Here is a 19,965-nt window from a genome sequence, read left to right on the forward strand (position 1 = left end):
GGTCGTCGCGGCGGGCATGGCGGAAGGGGTACGGATGTTCCGAGCGGGAACACGCGGCATGGAGGGATGCCATGCCTGATACCGTGCCGGACTGGTTCGATCGGGTTCGTTCTCCACTCGTCATCCTCGATTCGGCAGCCCACAGCGTGCTCGCTCTCAATGCCGAGGCGCACCACCTGTTCGGCCTGGCGGGAGCGGGCGACTGCGTGCCGCTGGCGGTGCTGGTGGGCGAGGGGCCGGCCGCCGCGGTGGCGGCGATGAGCGTGGCTCCCCCCGAGCGCCCGGTCTTTACCGCGTGCCGCGTGCTCGGTCGCACCCGCACGCTCGGCCTCGGCCTGTCGACGCTGCCGGGCGGCCAATACCTGCTCACCCTGATCGACCAGTTGACGGAGCACGAGGCCGCAGACCAGCTTTCCGCCATCCAGAACGACATTCGCGAGATCATGGAGGCACTCCCGGTCGGGGTGGAGATCTTCGACGATGCCGGCAACAACCTGTTCGTGAACAGCCACGGCGCCGAGCTGTTCGGTTATGGCGCCGACGAAGCGCTGACGCTGGAGGAGTGGTGGCCGAAGGCCTATCCCGATCCGGCCTACCGCGAGCTGGCGATCAAGGCCTGGATCAACGGAGTGCGCGATTCGCGCGCGACCCTGGACCATGTGCACATGGTCGACTGGCTGGTGACCTGCAAGGACGGCAGCCAGAAGATGATCCACTTCCGCGTGCGCTCGCTCGGCGGCAGCATCATCCTTGTCTACTGGGATGTCTCCGACCAGCGCCGGCTGCTCAACAAGCTGCGCCAGCTTGCGGACACCGACGAACTCACCGGCCTCGCCAATCGCCGCCGCTTTCTCGCCGAGGCCCAGACCATGGTGAAGAGCGCGCGGGAGGCATCGTCCTCTGTCGCGCTGCTGATGATCGACCTGGATTTCTTCAAGACGGTGAATGACCGCTTCGGCCACCCGGTCGGGGATCTCATGCTGCGCGAGATCGCGGACAAGTGCCGACGAGCCCTGCGCGGGCAGGATCTGTTGGCCCGGTTCGGCGGCGAGGAGTTCGTCGCCCTGCTTCCCGGCACGGGGGCGAGCGAGGCGCTTCGGGTCGCGGAACGGTTGCGCAGCTTCATCGCCGCGGCACCCATGCTCATCGACGGCCACGTTCTGCAGGCCACCGTAAGCATCGGCTTCGCGGTCCATGGACCGGGCATGGGCACGCCCCCGCCGCCCGAAAGCAAGGAAGGCGACGCGGTGGCCTGCCTGATGCGACGGGCCGATGCCGCGCTTTATGTCGCCAAGCGCGCCGGCCGCAACCGGGTGGAACAGGAGCAGGCGCACCGGGAAGCCGATCCCGCGGAAGCCGGCGCGCCGCCGCCCTCGGGCAAAAGGCTGCCGCAGGAGGAATAAGGCTTTTCGACGTTGACCGCCGTGGACTGCACTGAAATCATGCATGCCCATGAAGGCGGCAGTCGGCGCCGGTCGGGTGTCGGGCGATGTCCGCCGGGGCATTGGGGAACATCATGGCCATGGACACATCGGGCGCGGCTCCGCCATCGGGCAGCGGCGTCACCTACACCAAGGTCGACGCCTCCTATTTCGAGGAGCGCGGGCTGAAGCGCTATGCCGGGGTCGCCTCGCTCTGGGCGCTCGGCGTGGGCGCGGTCATTTCCGGCCATTTCTCCGGCTGGAACTTCGGCTTCGGCACCGGCGGCTGGGGCGGCATGCTGGTGGCGGGCATGATCATCGCCGTCATGTATCTCGGACTGACGCTCTCGATCGCCGAGATGTCGGCGGCGCTGCCGCACACCGGGGCGGCCTATTCCTTCGCCCGCACCGCGATGGGGCCGTGGGGCGGCTTCTTCACCGGGCTGTGCGAGAATGTGGAATATGTGGTGACGCCGGCGGTGGTGGTCACCTTCACCGCGGCCTATGTGAGTTCGATCTTCGGCATCGACACGGCCTATTCGCCGCTGCTCTGGGTGCTGTTCTATCTCATCTTCCTCGGCCTCAACGTGTTCGGCCTCGAATTGTCGTTCCGCGTCACCATGATCGTGACGCTGCTTTCGCTGGCGGTGCTGGTGTTCTTCGACATCAGCGCGCTGTTCCACATGGATTTCAGCCGCTGGGCGCTGAACATGGGGATCGGGCCGGACGGCGCGGCGGTCGAATTGCCCGAAGGCGGCGGCCCCTGGTTCCCCTTCGGTTTCGAGGGCGTTCTGGCGACGCTGCCTTTCGCGGTCTGGCTGTTCCTCGCCATCGAGCAATTGCCGCTGGCGGCGGAGGAATCGGTCGATCCTACCCGCGACATGCCGAAGGCGATCCATCTCGGCATCGCGACGCTGATCCTCTCGGCCTTCATGGTGGTGCTGCTCAACCCCTCCATCGCCGGGGTCGGCACCTTCCATCTCAGCACCTCGCTGGAGCCGCTGCTGGACGGTCTGCGCGCCATGTACGGCGATTCCGGCGTGGTGCTGCTCGGCATCGTCGCGCTCACCGGTCTGATCGCCAGCTTCCACACCATTCTCTACGCGCAGGGCCGCCAGATCTATTCGCTCTCCCGCGCCGGCTATTTCCCGCGCCGGCTCTCGGTCACCCACCGCACCTACAAGACTCCGCACGTGGCCATGATCATCGGCTCGGCGGTCGGCCTCGCCATCATGATGATCGTCTGGTTCGGCAATGGCGGCGGCGGCAGCGAGCCGGACGAGCTCGGCGACGACATCATCGGCACGGTGCTGCTCAACATGGCGGTGTGCGGGGCGATGTTCTCCTATGTCGCGCAGGCGGTGTCCTTCATCCTGCTGCGCCGGAACGCGCCGCACATCGCGCGGCCCTATCGCAGCCCGCTCGGCGTGGCGGGCGCGGTGCTCACCATCCTTATCGCGCTGGTGACCCTCGGCTACCAGGTGAAGGACCCGAACTTCTTCAAGGGCGTGGTGTGGGTGTTCGTCTGGTTCGGCGTGGCGACGGTCTATTTCGCCCTCGTCGGCCGCCACAAGCTGGTGCTTTCGCCAGAGGAGGAGTTCGCCCTCTCCAAGGGCGCCTCGGAGTATCGCACCCACTGATCCGTGCCCGGCTTGCCCGCCTGTTCGACACCCGGCCCGGATGCGGCCGGGTGTCGGCCGTCTGTCGGACGGTGTCGGATTTGTCGGGCACATTAAGGCGCCGTCAACCTTAACCACCCGATACTTCCGGCCGGCGGCCCCCGAGCGATGGGGCGGCGTTGAGTGGAGAATCGGGTCCATGATCTCGCGTGCCGAACGGACCGTTGTCGGCGAATGGTGGTGGACGGTGGACCGTCTGCTGCTTGGCGCTCTGGCGGCGCTGATGATCATCGGCATCGTGCTATGCCTTGCCGCGAGCCCGGCGGTGGCGGCGCGGCTCGGCATCGCCAATCCGTTCCACTTCGTGAACCGGCAGCTCATGTTCCTGGTGCCGGCGCTCATCGTGATGCTCGGCACCTCCTTCCTGTCGCCGCGGCAGATCCGCCGGCTTGCGCTGGGGCTGTTCTTCGTGTTCTGGGCCCTGCTCTGCGCGACGCTGGTGGTCGGCGCCGAGGTGAAGGGCGCGCATCGCTGGCTGAACATCGGGCCGATCTCGCTGCAGCCCTCCGAGTTCCTGAAGCCTACCTTCGTCATCATTGCGGCGTGGCTGTTCTCCGAGAGCATCCGCCGCCCGGAAATGCCGGGCCAGCTCATCGCCTTCGGACTGCTGGGCAGCGTGATAACCCCGCTGGTGCTGCAGCCGGACTTTGGCCAGACCATCCTGATTTCGCTGGTGTGGGGCGGCCTGTTCTTTCTCGCCGGGTTGCGCATCATCTGGGTGGTGGGCCTCGGCGGCATCGGCGCGGCGGGGCTCTTCCTTGCCTATCACACGGTTCCGCACGTCGCGCAGCGCATCGACAAGTTCATGAACCCGGATGCGGGCGGCGGCTCCTACCAGGTCGAGGTGGCGACGAACGGCTTCCTCAATGGCGGCTGGCTCGGCCAGGGACCGGGCGAGGGCACCTTCAAGCGCATCCTTCCTGACAGCCACACCGACTTCATCTTCGCCGTGGCCGGCGAGGAGTTCGGCGCCGTGCTGTGCCTCATCCTGCTGTCGCTGTTCGCCTTCATCGTGCTGCGCGCGCTCACCCGCGCGCTCGACGACGAGGACCCCTTCGTGCGCTTCGCGGTAGCAGGCCTTGCCATGCTGTTCGGCCTGCAATCGGCCATCAACATGATGGTGAACCTCCACCTCATGCCGGCCAAGGGCATGACGCTGCCCTTCGTCTCCTATGGCGGCTCCTCGCTGATCTCGCTGGCCTATGGCATGGGCATGCTCATCGCGCTCACCCGCCGCCGCCCGCGCAGCGCGACCCTCGCCGAGCTGGAGCGCCACGGCGCCCGCATGGGCGCCCGCCCCCCGCGCGCCGTGCTGGAGCCGGCCTGAGGACGCTGCCATGAGTCTCGATCCTTCGGCAAAGGCGGCCGCGCCGCTCGTTCTGCTCGCCGCCGGCGGTACCGGCGGTCATCTCTTCCCCGCCGAGGCTCTGGCCGGGGCGCTGGGCGCCCGCGGCATCCTCGTCGATCTGGCGACCGACGAGCGCGCCGCGCGCTATGCCGGGCATTTTCCGGCGCGCCAGCTCCACATCCTTCCCGCCGACACGGTGCGCTCGCGCTCGCCCCTTTCGCTCGCCCGCACCGCGGCCTCCCTCGGCACGGGCGTCCTGAAGGGCGTCGCGCTGATGCGGCGCTTGCGGCCCGCCGCGGTGGTCGGCTTCGGCGGCTATCCGACCGTGCCGCCGATCCTCGCCGGCGTCTGGGCCCGGCGGCCGACCCTGATCCACGAGGCGAACGCGGTCATGGGGCGTGCCAATGTGATGCTCGCGCCGCGCGTCACCGCCATCGCCACCGGCTATCCCGATATCCTTGCCGCCAGCCCGGCGCTTGCCGCGAAGGCCCGGCACACCGGCAATCCGGTGCGCCCGGCGGTGCTGGCGGTTACCGGCATCCCCTTCCTGCCGCCCGAGGGCGGGCGTCTCAACCTGCTGGTCTTCGGCGGCAGCCAGGGCGCGCGGATCATGAGCGAGATCGTGCCGCCGGCTCTGGAGCGGCTCGACCCGGCGCAGCGCGCGCGCCTGTCCATCGTGCAGCAATGCCGGCAGGAAGACCTCGAGGGCGTACGCGCGACCTATGACCGGCTGGGCGTTTCGGCCGAGCTGGCGCCCTTCTTCGGCGACCTGCCGGCGCGCATGGCGCGGGCCGATCTCGTCATCGGGCGCTCGGGCGCTTCCACGGTCGCGGAACTCTGCGCCATCGGCCGGCCCTCGCTGCTGGTGCCGCTGCCCAACGCGCTCGACCAGGACCAGCTCGCCAATGCCAGCGCGCTCTCCCGCGCCGGCGGCGCGTTGCTGGTGAAGCAGAGCGACTTCACGCCGGAACGCCTCGCTGCCGAACTGACGCGCCTTTCGTCGACCCCCGGCGAACTGGCGGCGATGGCGGAGACCGCACGCCGTCTCGGCCGGCCGGACGCCGCAGAGTGCCTCGCCGACCTGGTGATGGAGCTTGCAGGGCTGCCGTCCGCCCGGTGAGGGATGACGCAGCGGCCCCGCTCGTCTATTGCTCCGCCGCGCGCCGCCGGGACGTCGCGCGCCTGACCTGACGAACCTTCCGGGGCCTCCATGGCCCGCCTGATCCTCCTTCTGCCTGCCAAGGACGATGCCCAGATGAAGCTTCCGCTCTCCCTCGGTCTCATTCATTTCGTCGGCATCGGCGGCATCGGCATGAGCGGCATCGCCGAGGTGCTGCACAATCTCGGCTATCAGGTGCAGGGCTCTGACGTGGCGGAGAACGCAAACGTCAAGCGGCTGCGCGAGAAGGGGGTGAAGGTCCTGATCGGCCATGTCGCCGCCAATATCGAGGATGCGCAGGTGCTCGTCGTCTCCTCGGCGATCCGGCGCGACAATCCCGAGCTGGTCGCGGCGCGGGCAAAGCGCCTGCCGGTGGTGCGGCGCGCGGAGATGCTGGCGGAACTGATGCGGCTGAAGAGCTGCGTCGCCATCGCCGGCACCCATGGCAAGACCACGACCACCTCTCTGGTCGCGACCCTGCTGGACGCCGGCGGCCTCGACCCCACCGTCATCAATGGCGGCATCATCAACGCCTATGGCACCAATGCCCGGCTCGGCGGCGGCACCTGGATGGTGGTGGAGGCGGACGAGAGCGACGGCACCTTCCTGAAGCTGCCGGCGGAAGTCGCCATCGTCACCAATGTCGATCCCGAGCATCTCGACCACTTCAAGACCTTCGACGCGGTGAAGGATGCCTTCCGCAGCTTCGTCGAGAACCTGCCCTTCTACGGCTTTGCGGTGATGTGCACCGACCACCCGGTGGTGCAGGCCCTGGTCGGCCATATCGAGGACCGCCGCGTCATCACCTATGGCGAGAACCCGCAGGCGGATGTCCGCATCACCGAGATCGACCTGCGCGGCGGGCAGAGCCGCTTCTCGGTTGCCTGGCGCGACCGGCAGGGCACACTGGTGGGCGAGCTGCGCGACCTGGTGCTGCCCATGCCCGGCCATCACAACGCGCTCAATGCCGTAGCCGCGATCGCGGTCGCGCACGAACTCGGGGTGTCGGACGAACAGATCCGCGCGGCGCTGGCCGGCTTCGGCGGGGTGAAGCGCCGCTTCACCCGCACCGGCGACTGGAACGACGTCACGGTGTTCGACGATTACGGTCACCACCCGGTGGAGATCGCCGCCGTCCTCCGTGCCGCCCGCGCCTCCACCGAGGGGCAGGTCATCGCCATCGTGCAGCCGCACCGCTACACGCGCCTGCAATCGCTGTTCGATCAGTTCGCCACCTGCTTCAACGATGCCGACCACGTCATCGTCGCCGATGTCTATCCGGCGGGCGAGGCGCCCATCCCCGGCATCGACCGCGATCATCTGGTCGAGGCGTTGCGCGCGCGCGGGCACCGCTCGGTGATTCCGCTGCCGGGGCCGGAGGCGCTGGCGGGCATCGTGAAGGGACTGGCGAAGCCGGGCGACTATGTCGTGCTGCTCGGGGCCGGCAACATCACCCAATGGGCCTATGCGCTGCCCGGGGAGCTTGCGGCGTGAGCTTTCCCGACATCACCGCCGAACTCGCCGCTCGCGTGCCGGGACTGCGCGGCCGGCTTGCCGCCAACGAGCCGCTGGCGCCCCTCACCTGGTTCCGCGTCGGCGGGCCGGCGCAGGTGCTGTTCTCGCCCGCCGACGAGGCGGATCTCGCCGCCTTCCTCGCCGCGCTGCCGGAGGAGATTCCGGTGACGGTGATCGGCCTCGGCTCCAACCTCATCCTGCGCGACGGCGGCGTTCCCGGCGTGGTCATAAGGCTGGGACGCGGCTTCAACGCGATCGCGATGGAGGAGGGCCATCGCATCCGGGTCGGAACCGCGGTGCCCGACATGCGGCTCGCCAAGGCGGCGGCGGATGCCGGGATAGACGGGCTCGCCTTTTATCGCGGCATTCCCGGCGGCATAGGCGGGGCGCTGACCATGAATGCCGGCGCCCATCATGGCGAGACCAAGGACGTGCTGATCGAAGCGCGTGCCGTGGACCGGCAGGGGCGGGTGCATGTGCTCTCCAATGCCGATTTCGGCTTTTCCTACCGCCATTCCGGGGCTCCGGCGGGGCTGATCTTCACGCAGGCGCTGTATCAGGGCCGGCCGGGCGAGACGGGCGCCATCCTCGCGGAGATGGACCGAATCACCGCGGCCCGCGAGGCGGCGCAGCCGATCCGGGAGAAGACCGGCGGCTCGACCTTCAAGAACCCTCCGGGCGACAAGGCCTGGCAATTGATCGACGCGGCCGGCTGCCGGGGCCTGAGGCTCGGCGGGGCGCAGGTGTCGCAGATGCACTGCAACTTCCTCATCAACACCGGCGATGCGAGCGCCGCCGATATCGAGGAACTGGGCGAGGAGGTCCGTCGCCGCGTGAAGGCGGCCTCGGGCGTCGAGCTGCAGTGGGAGATCAGGCGGATCGGGCTGCCGGCCGCCTGAGCCGTCGCCTGCGCCGTGGACGGGCCGCCGTGCCGAAGAAGGACCCGCGATGCATCGCGGGTGAAGGAGAGATCATGTCGAAGCATGTCGCCGTCCTGATGGGGGGCTGGTCCTCGGAGCGCGAGGTGTCGCTGTGGTCCGGCGGGCAGTGCGCGCGGGCGCTGGAGAGCGTCGGCTATCGGGTCACGCCGGTCGATGTGGGCCGGGACATCGCGGAGGTGCTGGCCCGCCTGAGGCCGGACGTGGCGTTCAATGCGCTGCATGGCCGGCCCGGCGAGGACGGCATGATCCAGAGCGTGCTGGAGATCCTGCAGATCCCCTACACCCATTCCGGCGTGCTGGCCTCGGCGCTGGCCATGAACAAGGCGCGCTCAAAGGTCGTGCTGGCGGCGGCCGGAGTGCCGGTGCCCGGCGGCATGGTGGTGTCGCGATTCGAGGCGGCGCGCGAGCATGTGCTGCCCCGGCCCTATGTGCTGAAGCCGGTGGCCGAGGGGTCGTCGGTCGGCGTGTTCATCGTGCGGGAAGATTCGGAGCGCCCGCCGCAGGAGCTGTATCGCGAGGATTGGCCGCTCGGTGACCTGATTCTGGCCGAGCCCTACATCCCCGGACTGGAGCTGACCTGCGCCGTAATGGGGGATGAACCGCTCGGCGTTATCGAAATCCGGTCCGACCTAAGGTTCTACGATTACGAAGCAAAATACGCTCAGGGCGGTTCCCGCCACATTCTTCCGGCGCCGCTTTTACCGAATGTTTACCAAAAGGTACGGATGCTGTCCCTCATGGCGCACCGCGCGCTCGGCTGTCGGGGGATCAGCAGGTCGGACTTCCGGTATGACGACCGGACCGGGGACGAATCCGGTCTGTTCTGTCTGGAAGTCAACACTCAACCCGGTATGACCGAGACGTCGCTCGTGCCCGAACTGGCGGCCCATGCGGGTTATTCGTTCGGCGAGCTTGTGAGATGGATGGTGGAGGACGCAACGCTCGATCGCTGAGCCCCCGGCAGACGCCGGAGGGTTCGGGACGGATCGCGCCCCGGCAACGGGATGAGGGCCCGCGCTTCGCGGATCGCCTGGTCATCGGCGCCAAGCGTCTGGTGGTTTCGCTGTCCGGGTCGTGGCTGGCCAATGGCGGCGGCATCTGGATGCTGGCCGCCTTCTACGGCGCCACCGCGGCCTATGGCATCCATGTGGGCGACCGCTCCTCGGAGGTCGTCGAATCGACCCGCGACGTCGGGGACGCGGCCGCCAATTTCGCCGGCTTCAAGATCAGCACCGTGAACCTTTCCGGCCAGAACCATGTCTCGCCCGGCGAGATCCTGGCGACGGCGGGGGTGAAGCCGACCTCCTCGCTGCCCTTCCTCGATGCCGAGGCGGCGCGCATGCGACTGGAGGAGATGGCCTGGATCAAGCGCGCCACGGTGCAGAAGTTCTATCCCGACCGGCTCGACATCCAGGTGGTGGAGCGGCAGGGCTACGCGCTCTGGCAGAAGGACGGGAAAATCAACGTCATCGCCCGCGACGGCACCGTCATCGCCCCCTATTCGGACGATCCGCGCTACGTCAAGCTGCCGATCGTGGTCGGCGAAGGCGCCGAGGCGCATGTCGTTGAGATCGTTGAGGCTCTTGACCTCGTGCCCGGCGTGCGCGACCAAGTGCGGGCGGCGATTCGCGTGGCGGATCGCCGCTGGACCCTCAAGCTGCGCAACGGCATCGACGTGCGTCTGCCCGAAACCGGGCTGGACGGCGCATTGGCGTCGCTCGCGGTTTTCGATCGTGACAAATCACTGCTTTCCCGGGACATCACCGTGGTGGATCTGCGCCTAGCCGACCGCGTTACCGTCCGCCTTTCGGACGCTGCCTATGAGGCGCGACAGGCCGACCTGAAGGCCCGGGCGAAGGCAAAGAAGGGGAGCAACACCTGATGTCCCGCGCCCCGTTCGAGATCGCCCCCAAGATGCGCCCCATCCCGCCGCGCCGCAGCGCGGTGGTGGGCGTGCTCGATGTCGGCACCTCCAAGATCGTCTGCCTCATCGCCCGGCTGAAGCCGCGCCACGCCAATGATGCGCTGCGCCGCCGCAGCCATGCGGTCGAGATCCTCGGCATCGGCCACACCCGCTCGCACGGTATGAAGGGCGGCGCGGTGGTGGACATGGAACGCGCCGAGCAATCCATCCGCCGCGCAGTGGACGCCGCCGAGCGCATGGCCGGCGTGCAGATCGCCTCGGTCGTCTGCGCGGTGTCCGGCGGTCGGCTGGGTTCCGAACACTACGTCGCCGAGGTGGACCTGCCCGACCCGGCCGTCGCGGAAGGCGACATCCGCCGCGTGCTCGATGCCGCCTCCACCTTCGCGGTGGGCGACGGGCGCTGTGTGCTGCATGCGCTCCCCGTGGGCTATGCGCTCGACGCGGTGACCGGCATCAGCGAGCCGCGCGGCATGCTGGGCCGACGGCTCGGCGTCGATCTCCACGTCATCACCGCCGACGTGCCCGCGGCGCGCAACCTGCTCCTGTGCATCGAGCGCTGCCATCTCGGCGTCGAGGCGATGGTCGCTGCCCCCTATGCGGCGGCGCTCTCGACGCTGGCCGACGACGAATCCCAGCTCGGCTGCACGCTGATCGACTTCGGCGCCGGCACCACCACGGTCTCCGTCGTCACCCAGGGCCACTGCGTCTATGTCGACGGCGTGGCGCTCGGCGGCCAGCACATCACCAACGACGTCGCCCGCGGCCTCTCCACCCGCCTCGTGGATGCCGAGCGGCTGAAGACGCTGCATGGCGGGGTAACCGCGATGGGTGCGGACGACCGCGAATTGCTGACCGTGCCCGCCATCTCCGACGACGACCGCGACCTGCCGCATGCGGTGCCGAAATCGCAGCTTCTCAAGATCATCCGCCCGCGGATCGAGGAGACGGTCGAGCTGGTCCGGGACCGGCTGGTCGCTTCCGGCCACATGGGCGACGCCGGCCGGCGCATCGTGCTCACCGGCGGCGCGGCCCAGCTCATCGGACTGACCGAGATCGTCGGCAAGATCCTCGGCCCCCAGGTTCGGGTCGGCCGCCCGCTCGGCATCTCGCGCCTGCCGGAAGCGGCGCGCGGGGCGCCCTTCGCGGTGGCGGCAGGCCTTCTCGTCTATCCGCAGGTCGCCGGGCTCGAGCATTTCGAAGCGCGCCGCCACAGAGGGGCTCGCGGAGGCACCGACGGTTATTTCTCCCGCGTCGGAAACTGGCTGAGGGAGGCTTTCTGACGTGGACACATCAATCCGCGCCGGCGGAACCGGCAGTGCAGGGAATGGGACAGGGCTCAGGCCCGCCGGCGCTTAGGGGACGAACAGCATGAACAGCATCAATCTTCAGGTTCCAGATATCCGCGAACTCCGTCCCCGGATCACGGTGTTCGGTGTCGGCGGCGCCGGCGGCAACGCCGTGAACAACATGATCACGGCCGGCCTCACCGGCGTGGACTTCGTCGTCGCCAATACCGATGCGCAGGCGCTCACCTTGTCCAAGGCCGAGCGCATCGTGCAGATGGGCGTCGCGGTGACCGAGGGCCTCGGCGCCGGCTCGCAGCCGGAAGTCGGTCGCGCCGCGGCGGAAGAGGCGCTGGACGAGATCCGTGACCACCTCGCCGGTGCTCACATGGTGTTCATCACCGCCGGCATGGGCGGCGGCACCGGCACCGGCGCCGCCCCGGTCATCGCCCGCGCGGCCCGCGAGCTCGGCATCCTCACCGTCGGCGTCGTGACCAAGCCCTTCCACTTCGAGGGCCAGCGCCGGATGCGCATCGCGGAGATGGGCATCAACGAGCTGCAGAAGGGCGTCGACACCCTCATCGTCATTCCGAACCAGAACCTGTTCCGGGTCGCGAACGAGAAGACCACCTTCGCCGATGCCTTCGCGATGGCCGACCAGGTGCTCTATTCGGGCGTTGCCTGCATCACCGACCTGATGGTGAAGGAAGGCCTCATCAACCTCGACTTCGCCGACGTCCGCGCCGTGATGCGCGAGATGGGCAAGGCGATGATGGGCACCGGCGAGGCCTCCGGCGAGCAGCGCGCGCTGCACGCGGCCGAGGCGGCGATCGCCAATCCGCTGCTCGACGAGGTGTCGATGCGCGGCGCCCGCGGTCTTCTCATCTCCATCACCGGCGGCAAGGACCTTACCCTGTTCGAGGTGGACGAGGCGGCGACCCGCATCCGCGAGGAGGTCGACCCAGACGCCAACATCATCCTCGGCGCCACCTTCGACCAGTCGCTGGACGGCCTGGTGCGCGTCTCGGTCGTCGCCACCGGCATCGACCCGGCGGTGATTCCCGAGCAGATCGGCCACGGCTACACCAATCTGCCGGATCTCGGCGGGCGCAAGCGCTCCAATGAAGGCCGCGCCGCGGTCGAGGCGAAGCGCGACGCCGCGCTGCGCTCCGTCGCCACCGCGCTCGACCCGGTACCGGCCGACAGCTATGAGCCGACCTTCGTGGCCCCGGCCCGCGGCGAGCACGTCTACACCGCCGAGACCGCCTACCAGCCCGCTCCGCCGGCCTATCAGCCGCCGGCGCAGACCTCGGTGGACGACGTGACCATCCGCCAGGTGGCGCCGAAGCCGGCCTATGTCGAGCCTCAGCAGCACCAGCCGGTCTATGAAGAGGCGATGGACGACCATCACGAGCCCTTCATCCCGCCGGCGGCGGAGCGTCCCGACGTGCGCACCCCGCGGATGCCGCGCGTGGAAGATCTGCCGCTCCCGGGCCAGAACCAGATCCGCGCGGCCCGCGGCGAGCCGGTCGAGCACGCCCATGCCGAGAAGAAGCGGATGACCCTGCTGCAGCGCCTCGCCAGCGTCGGCCTCGGCCGCCGCGAGGACGAGGAAGCAGCCGAGCCGCCGGCCGAGATGCGCCCGGCCGTGCGTCGCGCCCCGCAGCAGCAGGCTCCCGAGCCGCGCGAAAGCCGCGACATGCGGGAGATGGACTCGGAGTTCGCCAAGCGCCCCAGTGCCCGCCAGGCCGAGGGCTATGGTCGCCAGCCGAGCCGTCCCTCGGACGAGGACCATCTCGACATCCCGGCCTTCCTGCGCCGTCAGGGCTGAGGGCTTTGCGTCACGCCGGGCCGTAACACGGCGTGACGTTCGTTTCTTCCGCGGCGCAGCACCTGATTCCAGGTGCTGCGCCGCTTCGTTTAGTTAATTGATTATAAACGCCTTTCCGCGGGGTATCCCCAGCCGCCGAAACGTAACAGAGCGTAAGCAAGAGTGATTTGGCATGCCACGGAGAGGTGGCTAGTTTGCGCCGCAGTAGAGGGATCGAAGGCGATTCCGGAGCGTATTTCCGGCGAAGTCGATCGAACCTGTTGGTGTTTTACGGAATTGGGGAGAGACCGGCTCCACGTTTTCCCTGTGTGGCCATCTCTTTGGACATCGGATGATTGCTGTAAGGCAGAGGACTCTGGCTGATAGCGTGGCGCTCGAGGGCGTCGGCGTTCACTCCGGCAAGCCCGCCACCGTGTCCGTTTCCCCGGCTCATTCCGACGCCGGCATCGTCTTCCACCGCACCGATTCCCGCCAGACCGTCCGGGCCGGCCGCAATGCCGTGCGCGGCAGCGACCTCGCCACCGTTCTGCGCGATTCGAGCGGCCCCGCGGTTTCCACCGTCGAGCACCTGATGGCCACCTTCGCCGGCCTCGGCATCGACAATGCCCATGTCGAGATCGACGGCCCGGAAGTGCCGATTCTCGACGGCAGCGCCGATCTCTTCGTCGAGGCCTTCGATTCCGTCGGGATCGTCGAGGCCGACCGCGCCCGCCGCTACCTCAAGATCCTGAAGCCCGTCCGTATCGAGAATGGCGAGAGCTTCGGTGAGCTGACGCCCTATGATGCCGGCCTGCGCATCGAGATCGAGATCGACTTCCAGCACGCCGTGATCGGCCGCCAGCGCTATGCCGCGACGGTGAGCCCCGACGTGTTCCGTCGTGAACTCTCCCGGGCCCGTACCTTCGGCTTCGTGTCGGATGTGGAGCGCCTGTGGCAGGCGGGTTACGCGCTCGGCGCTTCGCTGGAGAACACCATCTGCCTCGACGCCAACGGCGTGATGAACGACACCGGCCTGCGCTATGGCGACGAGTTCGTGCGTCACAAGGCGCTCGATGCGCTCGGCGACCTTGCGATTGCCGGCCTGCCGCTGATGGCCCGCTACCGCTCTTATCGCGGTGGTCACAAGCTGAACTTCGCTGTGATCGACGCGCTGCTCTCGGATCGCTCGGCCTACGAGATCGTCGAGGCCAGCCTGCCGGCCCGGCGCCCGCTGCAGGGTCTCGCGGGCGTCGCGGTCGCCGCCCCCGCCTACGCTCCCGACCTCTGAAACCTGTCACAGCAGGCGGCGACGCGTTGCCGTCCTGCCACGCCGGCCCGGCTTCTTCGCGGGCGGCGAAGGAAAGCTGCGGATTGGGGTGGCCTGCAGGTGCGGGCGCCATATTCCGGACGGAAAGCCTCTTTAGCCGCTGCTGTGTGGGACTTGCGGCAAAGCGGCCCCCATGCGATCCGAAGATGGTCCGGGGTTGGCGATACGGGAATCGGGATATTTGCTGATGCGTCTTCTCTTCCAGCGCAGCGCCTTGCCGTCCGGCGGCCGCGGCCGCCTTGCCTTCCGCTTCGCGGCGCTGGTCATGATCGGCGTAACCGTTTCCGGTTGCGCCGGCCTGTTCAGGGACAAGGATGAAGACCTCGTCATTACCGACGAGCCAGCCGAGAAGATCTATAATGAGGGTCTCACCCTCATGGCGAAGGAAGACTATCCCGCGGCGGTGAAGCGGTTCGAGGATGTCGACCGGCAGCACCCGTATTCGGAGTGGTCGCGCAAGGCGCTGATCATGATCGCCTTCGCCAATTACACGCAGGGAAAATATGACGAGGCCGTCGGCGCGGCGAAGCGCTATCTGGCGCTGCATCCCGGCAGCGAGGATGCATCCTATGCGCAATACCTGATCGCGGCGTCGTATTACGACCAGATCCCGGACATCTCGCGCGACCAAGCCCGTACCGACCGCGCGATGGAAGCGCTGGAGGACGTGGTCCGCAAATATCCGAACACGGAATATGCGGTCGAGGCCAAGAAGAAGATCGAGGTCGCCAAGGACCAGCTTGCCGGCAAGGAAATGATGATCGGGCGCTATTATCTCGACCAGCGCAACTACATCGGCGGCATCAACCGCTTCAAGGTCGTCGTCACCAAGTACCAGACCACCCGGCATGTCGAGGAGGCCCTCTACCGCCTGACCGAGGCCTATATGTCGCTCGGCGTGGTCAATGAGGCGCAGACCTCGGCTGCGGTGCTTGGATACAACTTCCCGGACAGCCAGTGGTACAAGGACGCCTACAAGCTGGTGCAGTCGCGCGGGCTTGAGCCGGTCGAGAATAAGGAATCGTGGATCAGCAAGGCCTTCAAGGGCCTCGGCCTCGGCGGGCAGGGCTGATAGAAGAGGCCAGACGCTGGTCCGTTGCGGATTCGTTCTGGAGCTTCACCCATGCTGGCGGCCCTGTCGATCAGGGATATCGTCCTCATCGAACGGCTGGACCTGACCTTCCAGCCCGGCCTGACCGTGCTGACCGGTGAGACCGGCGCGGGCAAGTCGATCCTGCTCGACGCCTTCACCCTTGCGCTCGGCGGGCGCGGCGATGGTTCGCTGGTCCGGCAGGGTACGACGCAGGGACAGGTAACGGCCGAGTTCGATCTCGTACCCGCCCATCCCGCGCTCGCGGTGCTGGAAGATGCCGGCATCGAGGCCGATGGGCCGTTGGTGCTGCGTCGCGTGCAATATGCCGATGGGCGCACGCGTGCCTTCATCAACGACCAGGCGGTGAGCGCGCAGATCCTGCGCACGCTCGGCCGCAGGCTGGTCGAGATCCACGGTCAGCACGACGACCGTGCCCTGGTCGATCCCGCCTCCCACCGTGCCCTGCTCGATGCCTATGGCGGATTGCAGACGCTCGCTGCCGAGGTCGCGACCCGCTTTTCCGTCTGGCGTTCGCTGCGCCGGGAGGCGGCGGGCGAGGAGGCGCGGCTGAACGAGGCGGCCAAGGAAGCCGATTTCATCCGTCACGCGGTCGAGGAACTGCGCGCCCTCGGCCCCGAGCCGGGCGAGGAGGAACGCCTCGCCGACCGGCGGGCCGAGATGATGCGCTATGAGAAGATCGCCACCGATCTGGCGGAGGCGCAGGACGCGATCGGCGGTTCCGCCTCGCCGATTCCCGGCCTTGCCGCGGCGGTTCGCCGGCTGGAGCGGCGCGCGGGCGAGGCGGAAGCGCTGGTACGCCCGGCGGTTGAGGCCATCGACCAGGCGCTCAATGCGCTGGAGCAGGCGCGCATTCATCTCGATGCCGCGCTGGCCGACGCCGATTACGACCCGCGCGAACTGGAGCGGATCGAGGAGCGGCTGTTCGCGCTGCGTGCCGCCGGGCGGAAATATGCCTGTTCCGTCGACTACTTGCCCAATGTCGTCGCCCGCTTCGCCGAGCAGCTCGATGCGCTCGACCATGGTGCGGAGCGGCTGAAGGTGCTGGAGGCGCAGGCGGGAGAAGCGGAGCGGGCCTTCCGCGCCGAGGCCGCCGTGCTCTCGCAGCACCGCCGCGAGGCGGCCACGGCGCTGGACGCGGCGGTGAATGCCGAGCTTGGTCCGCTGAAGCTGGAACGTGCCCGTTTCATCACGGAGATTCAGTCCGATGAGGTGGATGGTCAGTCCGATGGGTATGATCGGATCGAGTTCTGGGTGCGCACCAACCCCGGCACCCGCCCCGGCCCGATGATGAAGGTCGCCTCCGGCGGCGAGCTCGCCCGCTTCCTGCTCGCCCTGAAGGTGGTGCTGGCCGACAAGGGCTCGGCGCCGACCCTCGTCTTCGACGAAATCGACACCGGAGTCGGCGGGGCGGTGGCGGATGCGATCGGGGCGCGGCTCGCCCGGCTGGGGCGGAACGTGCAGGTAGTGGCGGTCACCCATGCCCCGCAAGTAGCGGCGCGGGCGCTGAACCATTTCCGCATCGCCAAGGAGCCGGTGGCCGACCGCGACCAGGTGGCCACCCGCGTCGCCTCGCTGGCCCCGGAAACCCGGCGCGAGGAAATCGCGCGCATGCTCTCCGGCGCCGAGGTGACGAGCGAGGCCCGTGCCGCGGCGGACCGTCTGCTGAAGAGCGCCGCGGCCTCCTGAGGCTGCGCCTTGAGCCGTCGGCGATGGGCTTGTAGACACAGGGCGCGCCGGGCGGGAACCTGCGTCCATGTCCCGCTATTGCCTGCGCATCCTCATCCGCTGCGCGCCGGGAGAGCCCATGTCGTCCTCATCGCCCCCGCCCGAATCGCCGAAAGACGTCGCCGCGCTCACCGCCGACGAGGCGGCGGGCGAGCATGCGCGGCTGACGGAAGAGATCGCCGGCCATGACCGACGCTATTATCAGGACGACGCGCCCAGCATCTCCGATGGCGATTATGATGCGCTCCGCCGGCGCTATGAGGCGATCGAGGCGCAGTTCCCGGAACTGAAGGGCATCGACAGCCTGTCGGAGAAGGTCGGCGCCGCGCCGTCCTCCAAGTTTGCCAAGGTGCGCCACGCGGTTCCCATGCTCTCGCTCGGCAACGCTTTTGCCGAGGATGAGGTGGAGGAGTTCGTCGCCCGTGTGCGCCGCTTCCTCGACCTGCCGCCGGACGCTGAGATCGCCTTCACCGCCGAGCCGAAGATCGACGGCCTGTCCTGCTCGCTCCGCTATGAGGATGGCCGCCTGGTGACCGCAGCTACGCGGGGCGACGGCTTCGAGGGCGAGGACGTGACCGCCAATGTGCGCACCATCGCCGAGATTCCCGAGCGCCTGAAGGGCGACGACGTGCCGCCGGTCTTCGAGGTGCGCGGCGAGGTCTATATGAGCCACGCCGATTTCGCGGCGCTGAACGCGCGGCAGGAGGCGGCGGGCAAGGCGCTCTTCATGAATCCGCGCAATGCCGCGGCGGGGAGCCTGCGCCAGCTCGATCCGGCGATGACCGCCGCCCGTCCGCTGCGGTTCTTCGCCTATGCTTGGGGCGAGGTCTCCGAAGGCGGCTTGCCGGCCGACACCCAGCACGGCGTGATCGCGGCCTTCGCGCGCTGGGGGCTGCCGACCAACCCGCTCACCGTGCTGTGCCGCTCGGCGGCGGAGCTTCTCGCCCATTACCGCGCCATCGGCGAGCGGCGCGCCGGGCTCGGCTACGACATCGACGGCGTGGTCTACAAGGTGGACAGCCTCGCGTTGCAGCGGCGGCTCGGCTTCGTCTCGCGCTCGCCGCGCTGGGCGATCGCACACAAATTCCCGGCCGAGCAGGCGGTGACGGAACTGGTCGGCATCGACATCCAGGTGGGGCGCACCGGTGCGCTGACGCCGGTGGCGAAGCTCGCCCCGATCACGGTCGGCGGCGTCGTCGTTTCCAATGCCTCGCTGCACAATGAGGATTACATCGCCGGCCTCGACAGCCGGGGCGAGCGCTTCCGCGCGGCGGACATCCGCATCGGCGACGTTCTCACCATCCAGCGCGCCGGCGACGTGATCCCGCAGGTGGTGGATGTGGTGATCGAGCGCCGCCCGGCGGGGGCGAAGCCCTATGCCTTCCCCCATCTCTGCCCGGCCTGCGGCTCCCACGCAGTGCGCGAAGAGGGCGAATCGGTACGCCGCTGCACCGGCGGGCTCATCTGCCCGGCGCAAGCGGTGGAGCGCATCCGCCACTTCGTCGCCCGCGATGCCTTCGACATCGAGGGGCTGGGCGACGAGAACGTGCAGCTTCTGTTCGACGCCGGGCTGCTGCGCACGCCGGGCGACATTTTTCGCCTGCGCACCCATGCCGAGAAGGTGCGGCAGGCCTTCCTCGCAGCGCGCGAGGAACGTGCGCGCCAGCGCGAGCTGGAGAAGGGCCAGACCCGCAAGAAGGTGCTGGCGGAGGAGGAGCGGCAGTTCCTCGGCGTCGACAAGCTGTTCGATTCGATCGACGAGCGCCGCGAGGTGCCTCTCGCCCGCTTCATCTATGCGCTCGGCATCCGCCATATCGGCGAGGTGACGGCAAAGGCGCTGGCCCGAGCCTTCCACGAGGTCGAGGCTTTCCTCGCCGCGCTGGAGGCGGCGGCGCCCGGCCGGCCGGGCGAGGCGTGGCTGCGGTTGCTGGCGATCCCCCATGTCGGTGCGCGCCGGGCCGAGGCGGCGGCAAAGGCGGCCGGCGAGGTGGCGGCCGGCGCGGGCGATGCACAGGCAGCTCCCGCGCTTGCGCTGCGTGAGGTGTTCGCCAGGGCCTCGCTGAATGCGCGCCAGCGCGTGGCGCTGCGCGAGGCGTTCGGCGGGCAGGCTGCGGCGGCTTCGGCAGACGGGACGCAGGAAGCCGGCGCGCAGGAGACTGGCGTGGACGAAACCGGCGTAGACGAAACCGGTGCGGAGGGGGCCATCCTCGCCGCGCTGCGGGCGGCTGGGGAGGCCCTGCCGGGGGCGGATTTCCTCAGGCTGGTCGGGGTGCCGGAGGTCGGCGAGGTGGCGGCGGCCTCGCTCTGCGAGTTCTACGCCGAGGCGCACAACCGCACGCTGCTCGGCGAATTGCTGCAGGAGGTGCGCGTGATTGCGGCCGAGGCGCCGGCGGCGGCCAACACCGCCCTGGCCGGCAAGACGGTGGTTTTCACCGGCGCGCTGGAGAAGCTGACGCGCGACGAGGCCAAGGCCATGGCCGAGGGCCTCGGCGCCAAGGTGGCCGGTTCGGTGTCGAAGAAGACCGACTATGTCGTCGCCGGCGCCGATGCCGGCTCCAAGCTCGCCAAGGCGCGCGAGCTGGGGGTGAGCGTGCTCACCGAGGATGAGTGGCTGGAACTGGCCGGCAAGACCGGGTGAAGCGGCGCGGGTGCCGGCGGCGGGCCGGTGCCGTTTCCACGCACGCGCGCGTCGATGCCCGGCGTCATTCCCCCACACCGA

14 protein-coding genes are annotated in these 19,965 nt (G+C 68.7%); all 14 read left to right on the plus strand.

All coding sequences use genetic code 11. From position 1 onward, the window contains the following. The first annotated feature begins 71 nt into the window (after positions 1 to 71). Positions 72 to 1,403, plus strand: a complete 1,332-nt coding sequence (locus MWN34_RS15005) for a sensor domain-containing diguanylate cyclase (protein WP_247030125.1) — start codon at positions 72 to 74, stop codon at positions 1,401 to 1,403. 113 nt (positions 1,404 to 1,516) lie between these two features. Beyond that, the gene (locus MWN34_RS15010) at positions 1,517 to 3,061 is read left to right on the plus strand and encodes an amino acid permease (protein ID WP_247030126.1); all 1,545 of its coding nucleotides are present in this window, start codon (positions 1,517 to 1,519) and stop codon (positions 3,059 to 3,061) included. Positions 3,062 to 3,239: 178 nt separating this feature from the next. Then, a complete protein-coding gene (gene ftsW / locus MWN34_RS15015) occupies positions 3,240 to 4,427 on the plus strand; it encodes a putative lipid II flippase FtsW (protein ID WP_247030127.1) in 1,188 nt (395 codons plus the stop codon). Between the two features lie 10 nt (positions 4,428 to 4,437). Next, the gene (gene murG / locus MWN34_RS15020) at positions 4,438 to 5,568 is read left to right on the plus strand and encodes an undecaprenyldiphospho-muramoylpentapeptide beta-N-acetylglucosaminyltransferase (protein WP_247030128.1); all 1,131 of its coding nucleotides are present in this window, start codon (positions 4,438 to 4,440) and stop codon (positions 5,566 to 5,568) included. Positions 5,569 to 5,703: 135 nt separating this feature from the next. Continuing rightward, a complete protein-coding gene (gene murC / locus MWN34_RS15025; RefSeq protein WP_247030272.1) occupies positions 5,704 to 7,101 on the plus strand; it encodes a UDP-N-acetylmuramate--L-alanine ligase in 1,398 nt (465 codons plus the stop codon). Next, positions 7,098 to 8,021 carry a UDP-N-acetylmuramate dehydrogenase gene (gene murB, locus MWN34_RS15030; RefSeq protein WP_247030129.1) on the plus strand — a complete coding sequence of 308 codons (924 nt, stop codon included), beginning with the start codon at positions 7,098 to 7,100 and terminating at the stop codon, positions 8,019 to 8,021. The genes murC and murB overlap by 4 nt, the downstream gene beginning before the upstream one ends. 74 nt (positions 8,022 to 8,095) lie before the next feature. After that, positions 8,096 to 9,016 (plus strand): D-alanine--D-alanine ligase, encoded by a 921-nt coding sequence (locus MWN34_RS15035; RefSeq protein WP_247030130.1) that lies wholly within the window; start codon positions 8,096 to 8,098, stop codon positions 9,014 to 9,016. A gap of 101 nt (positions 9,017 to 9,117) precedes the next feature. Beyond that, positions 9,118 to 9,945, plus strand: a complete 828-nt coding sequence (locus tag MWN34_RS15040; protein ID WP_247030131.1) for a cell division protein FtsQ/DivIB — start codon at positions 9,118 to 9,120, stop codon at positions 9,943 to 9,945. After that, positions 9,945 to 11,267 (plus strand): cell division protein FtsA, encoded by a 1,323-nt coding sequence (ftsA, locus tag MWN34_RS15045; RefSeq protein ID WP_247030132.1) that lies wholly within the window; start codon positions 9,945 to 9,947, stop codon positions 11,265 to 11,267. Before MWN34_RS15040 ends, ftsA begins: the two co-directional genes overlap by 1 nt. Before the next feature lie 88 nt (positions 11,268 to 11,355). Then, positions 11,356 to 13,101 (plus strand): cell division protein FtsZ, encoded by a 1,746-nt coding sequence (ftsZ, locus tag MWN34_RS15050; protein WP_247030133.1) that lies wholly within the window; start codon positions 11,356 to 11,358, stop codon positions 13,099 to 13,101. Positions 13,102 to 13,432: 331 nt separating this feature from the next. After that, the gene (lpxC, locus tag MWN34_RS15055; protein WP_247030134.1) at positions 13,433 to 14,368 is read left to right on the plus strand and encodes a UDP-3-O-acyl-N-acetylglucosamine deacetylase; all 936 of its coding nucleotides are present in this window, start codon (positions 13,433 to 13,435) and stop codon (positions 14,366 to 14,368) included. A 226-nt stretch (positions 14,369 to 14,594) separates the two neighbouring features. After that, positions 14,595 to 15,479 (plus strand): outer membrane protein assembly factor BamD, encoded by an 885-nt coding sequence (locus MWN34_RS15060; protein ID WP_281503040.1) that lies wholly within the window; start codon positions 14,595 to 14,597, stop codon positions 15,477 to 15,479. Between the two features lie 51 nt (positions 15,480 to 15,530). Beyond that, a complete protein-coding gene (recN, locus tag MWN34_RS15065; protein ID WP_247030135.1) occupies positions 15,531 to 17,207 on the plus strand; it encodes a DNA repair protein RecN in 1,677 nt (558 codons plus the stop codon). A 118-nt stretch (positions 17,208 to 17,325) separates the two neighbouring features. Then, complete coding sequence (ligA, locus tag MWN34_RS15070; protein WP_247030274.1) at positions 17,326 to 19,884, plus strand: NAD-dependent DNA ligase LigA; 2,559 nt, start codon at positions 17,326 to 17,328, stop codon at positions 19,882 to 19,884. Positions 19,885 to 19,965: the final 81 nt, after the last annotated feature.

The sequence above is a fragment of the Ancylobacter crimeensis genome (genome assembly GCF_023016805.1).
Lineage (GTDB): Bacteria > Pseudomonadota > Alphaproteobacteria > Rhizobiales > Xanthobacteraceae > Ancylobacter > Ancylobacter crimeensis.

What these genes read in the sequence shown, in the direction of transcription:
- MWN34_RS15005 (WP_247030125.1), top strand. Translation starts at nt 72, where the DNA reads ATGCCTGATACCGTGCCGGACTGGTTCGATCGGGTTCGTTCTCCACTC.
- MWN34_RS15010 (WP_247030126.1), top strand. Translation starts at nt 1,517, where the DNA reads ATGGCCATGGACACATCGGGCGCGGCTCCGCCATCGGGCAGCGGCGTC.
- ftsW (WP_247030127.1), top strand. Translation starts at nt 3,240, where the DNA reads ATGATCTCGCGTGCCGAACGGACCGTTGTCGGCGAATGGTGGTGGACG.
- murG (WP_247030128.1), top strand. Translation starts at nt 4,438, where the DNA reads ATGAGTCTCGATCCTTCGGCAAAGGCGGCCGCGCCGCTCGTTCTGCTC.
- murC (WP_247030272.1), top strand. Translation starts at nt 5,704, where the DNA reads ATGAAGCTTCCGCTCTCCCTCGGTCTCATTCATTTCGTCGGCATCGGC.
- MWN34_RS15035 (WP_247030130.1), top strand. Translation starts at nt 8,096, where the DNA reads ATGTCGAAGCATGTCGCCGTCCTGATGGGGGGCTGGTCCTCGGAGCGC.
- ftsA (WP_247030132.1), top strand. Translation starts at nt 9,945, where the DNA reads ATGTCCCGCGCCCCGTTCGAGATCGCCCCCAAGATGCGCCCCATCCCG.
- ftsZ (WP_247030133.1), top strand. Translation starts at nt 11,356, where the DNA reads ATGAACAGCATCAATCTTCAGGTTCCAGATATCCGCGAACTCCGTCCC.
- lpxC (WP_247030134.1), top strand. Translation starts at nt 13,433, where the DNA reads ATGATTGCTGTAAGGCAGAGGACTCTGGCTGATAGCGTGGCGCTCGAG.
- MWN34_RS15060 (WP_281503040.1), top strand. Translation starts at nt 14,595, where the DNA reads ATGCGTCTTCTCTTCCAGCGCAGCGCCTTGCCGTCCGGCGGCCGCGGC.
- recN (WP_247030135.1), top strand. Translation starts at nt 15,531, where the DNA reads ATGCTGGCGGCCCTGTCGATCAGGGATATCGTCCTCATCGAACGGCTG.
- ligA (WP_247030274.1), top strand. Translation starts at nt 17,326, where the DNA reads ATGTCGTCCTCATCGCCCCCGCCCGAATCGCCGAAAGACGTCGCCGCG.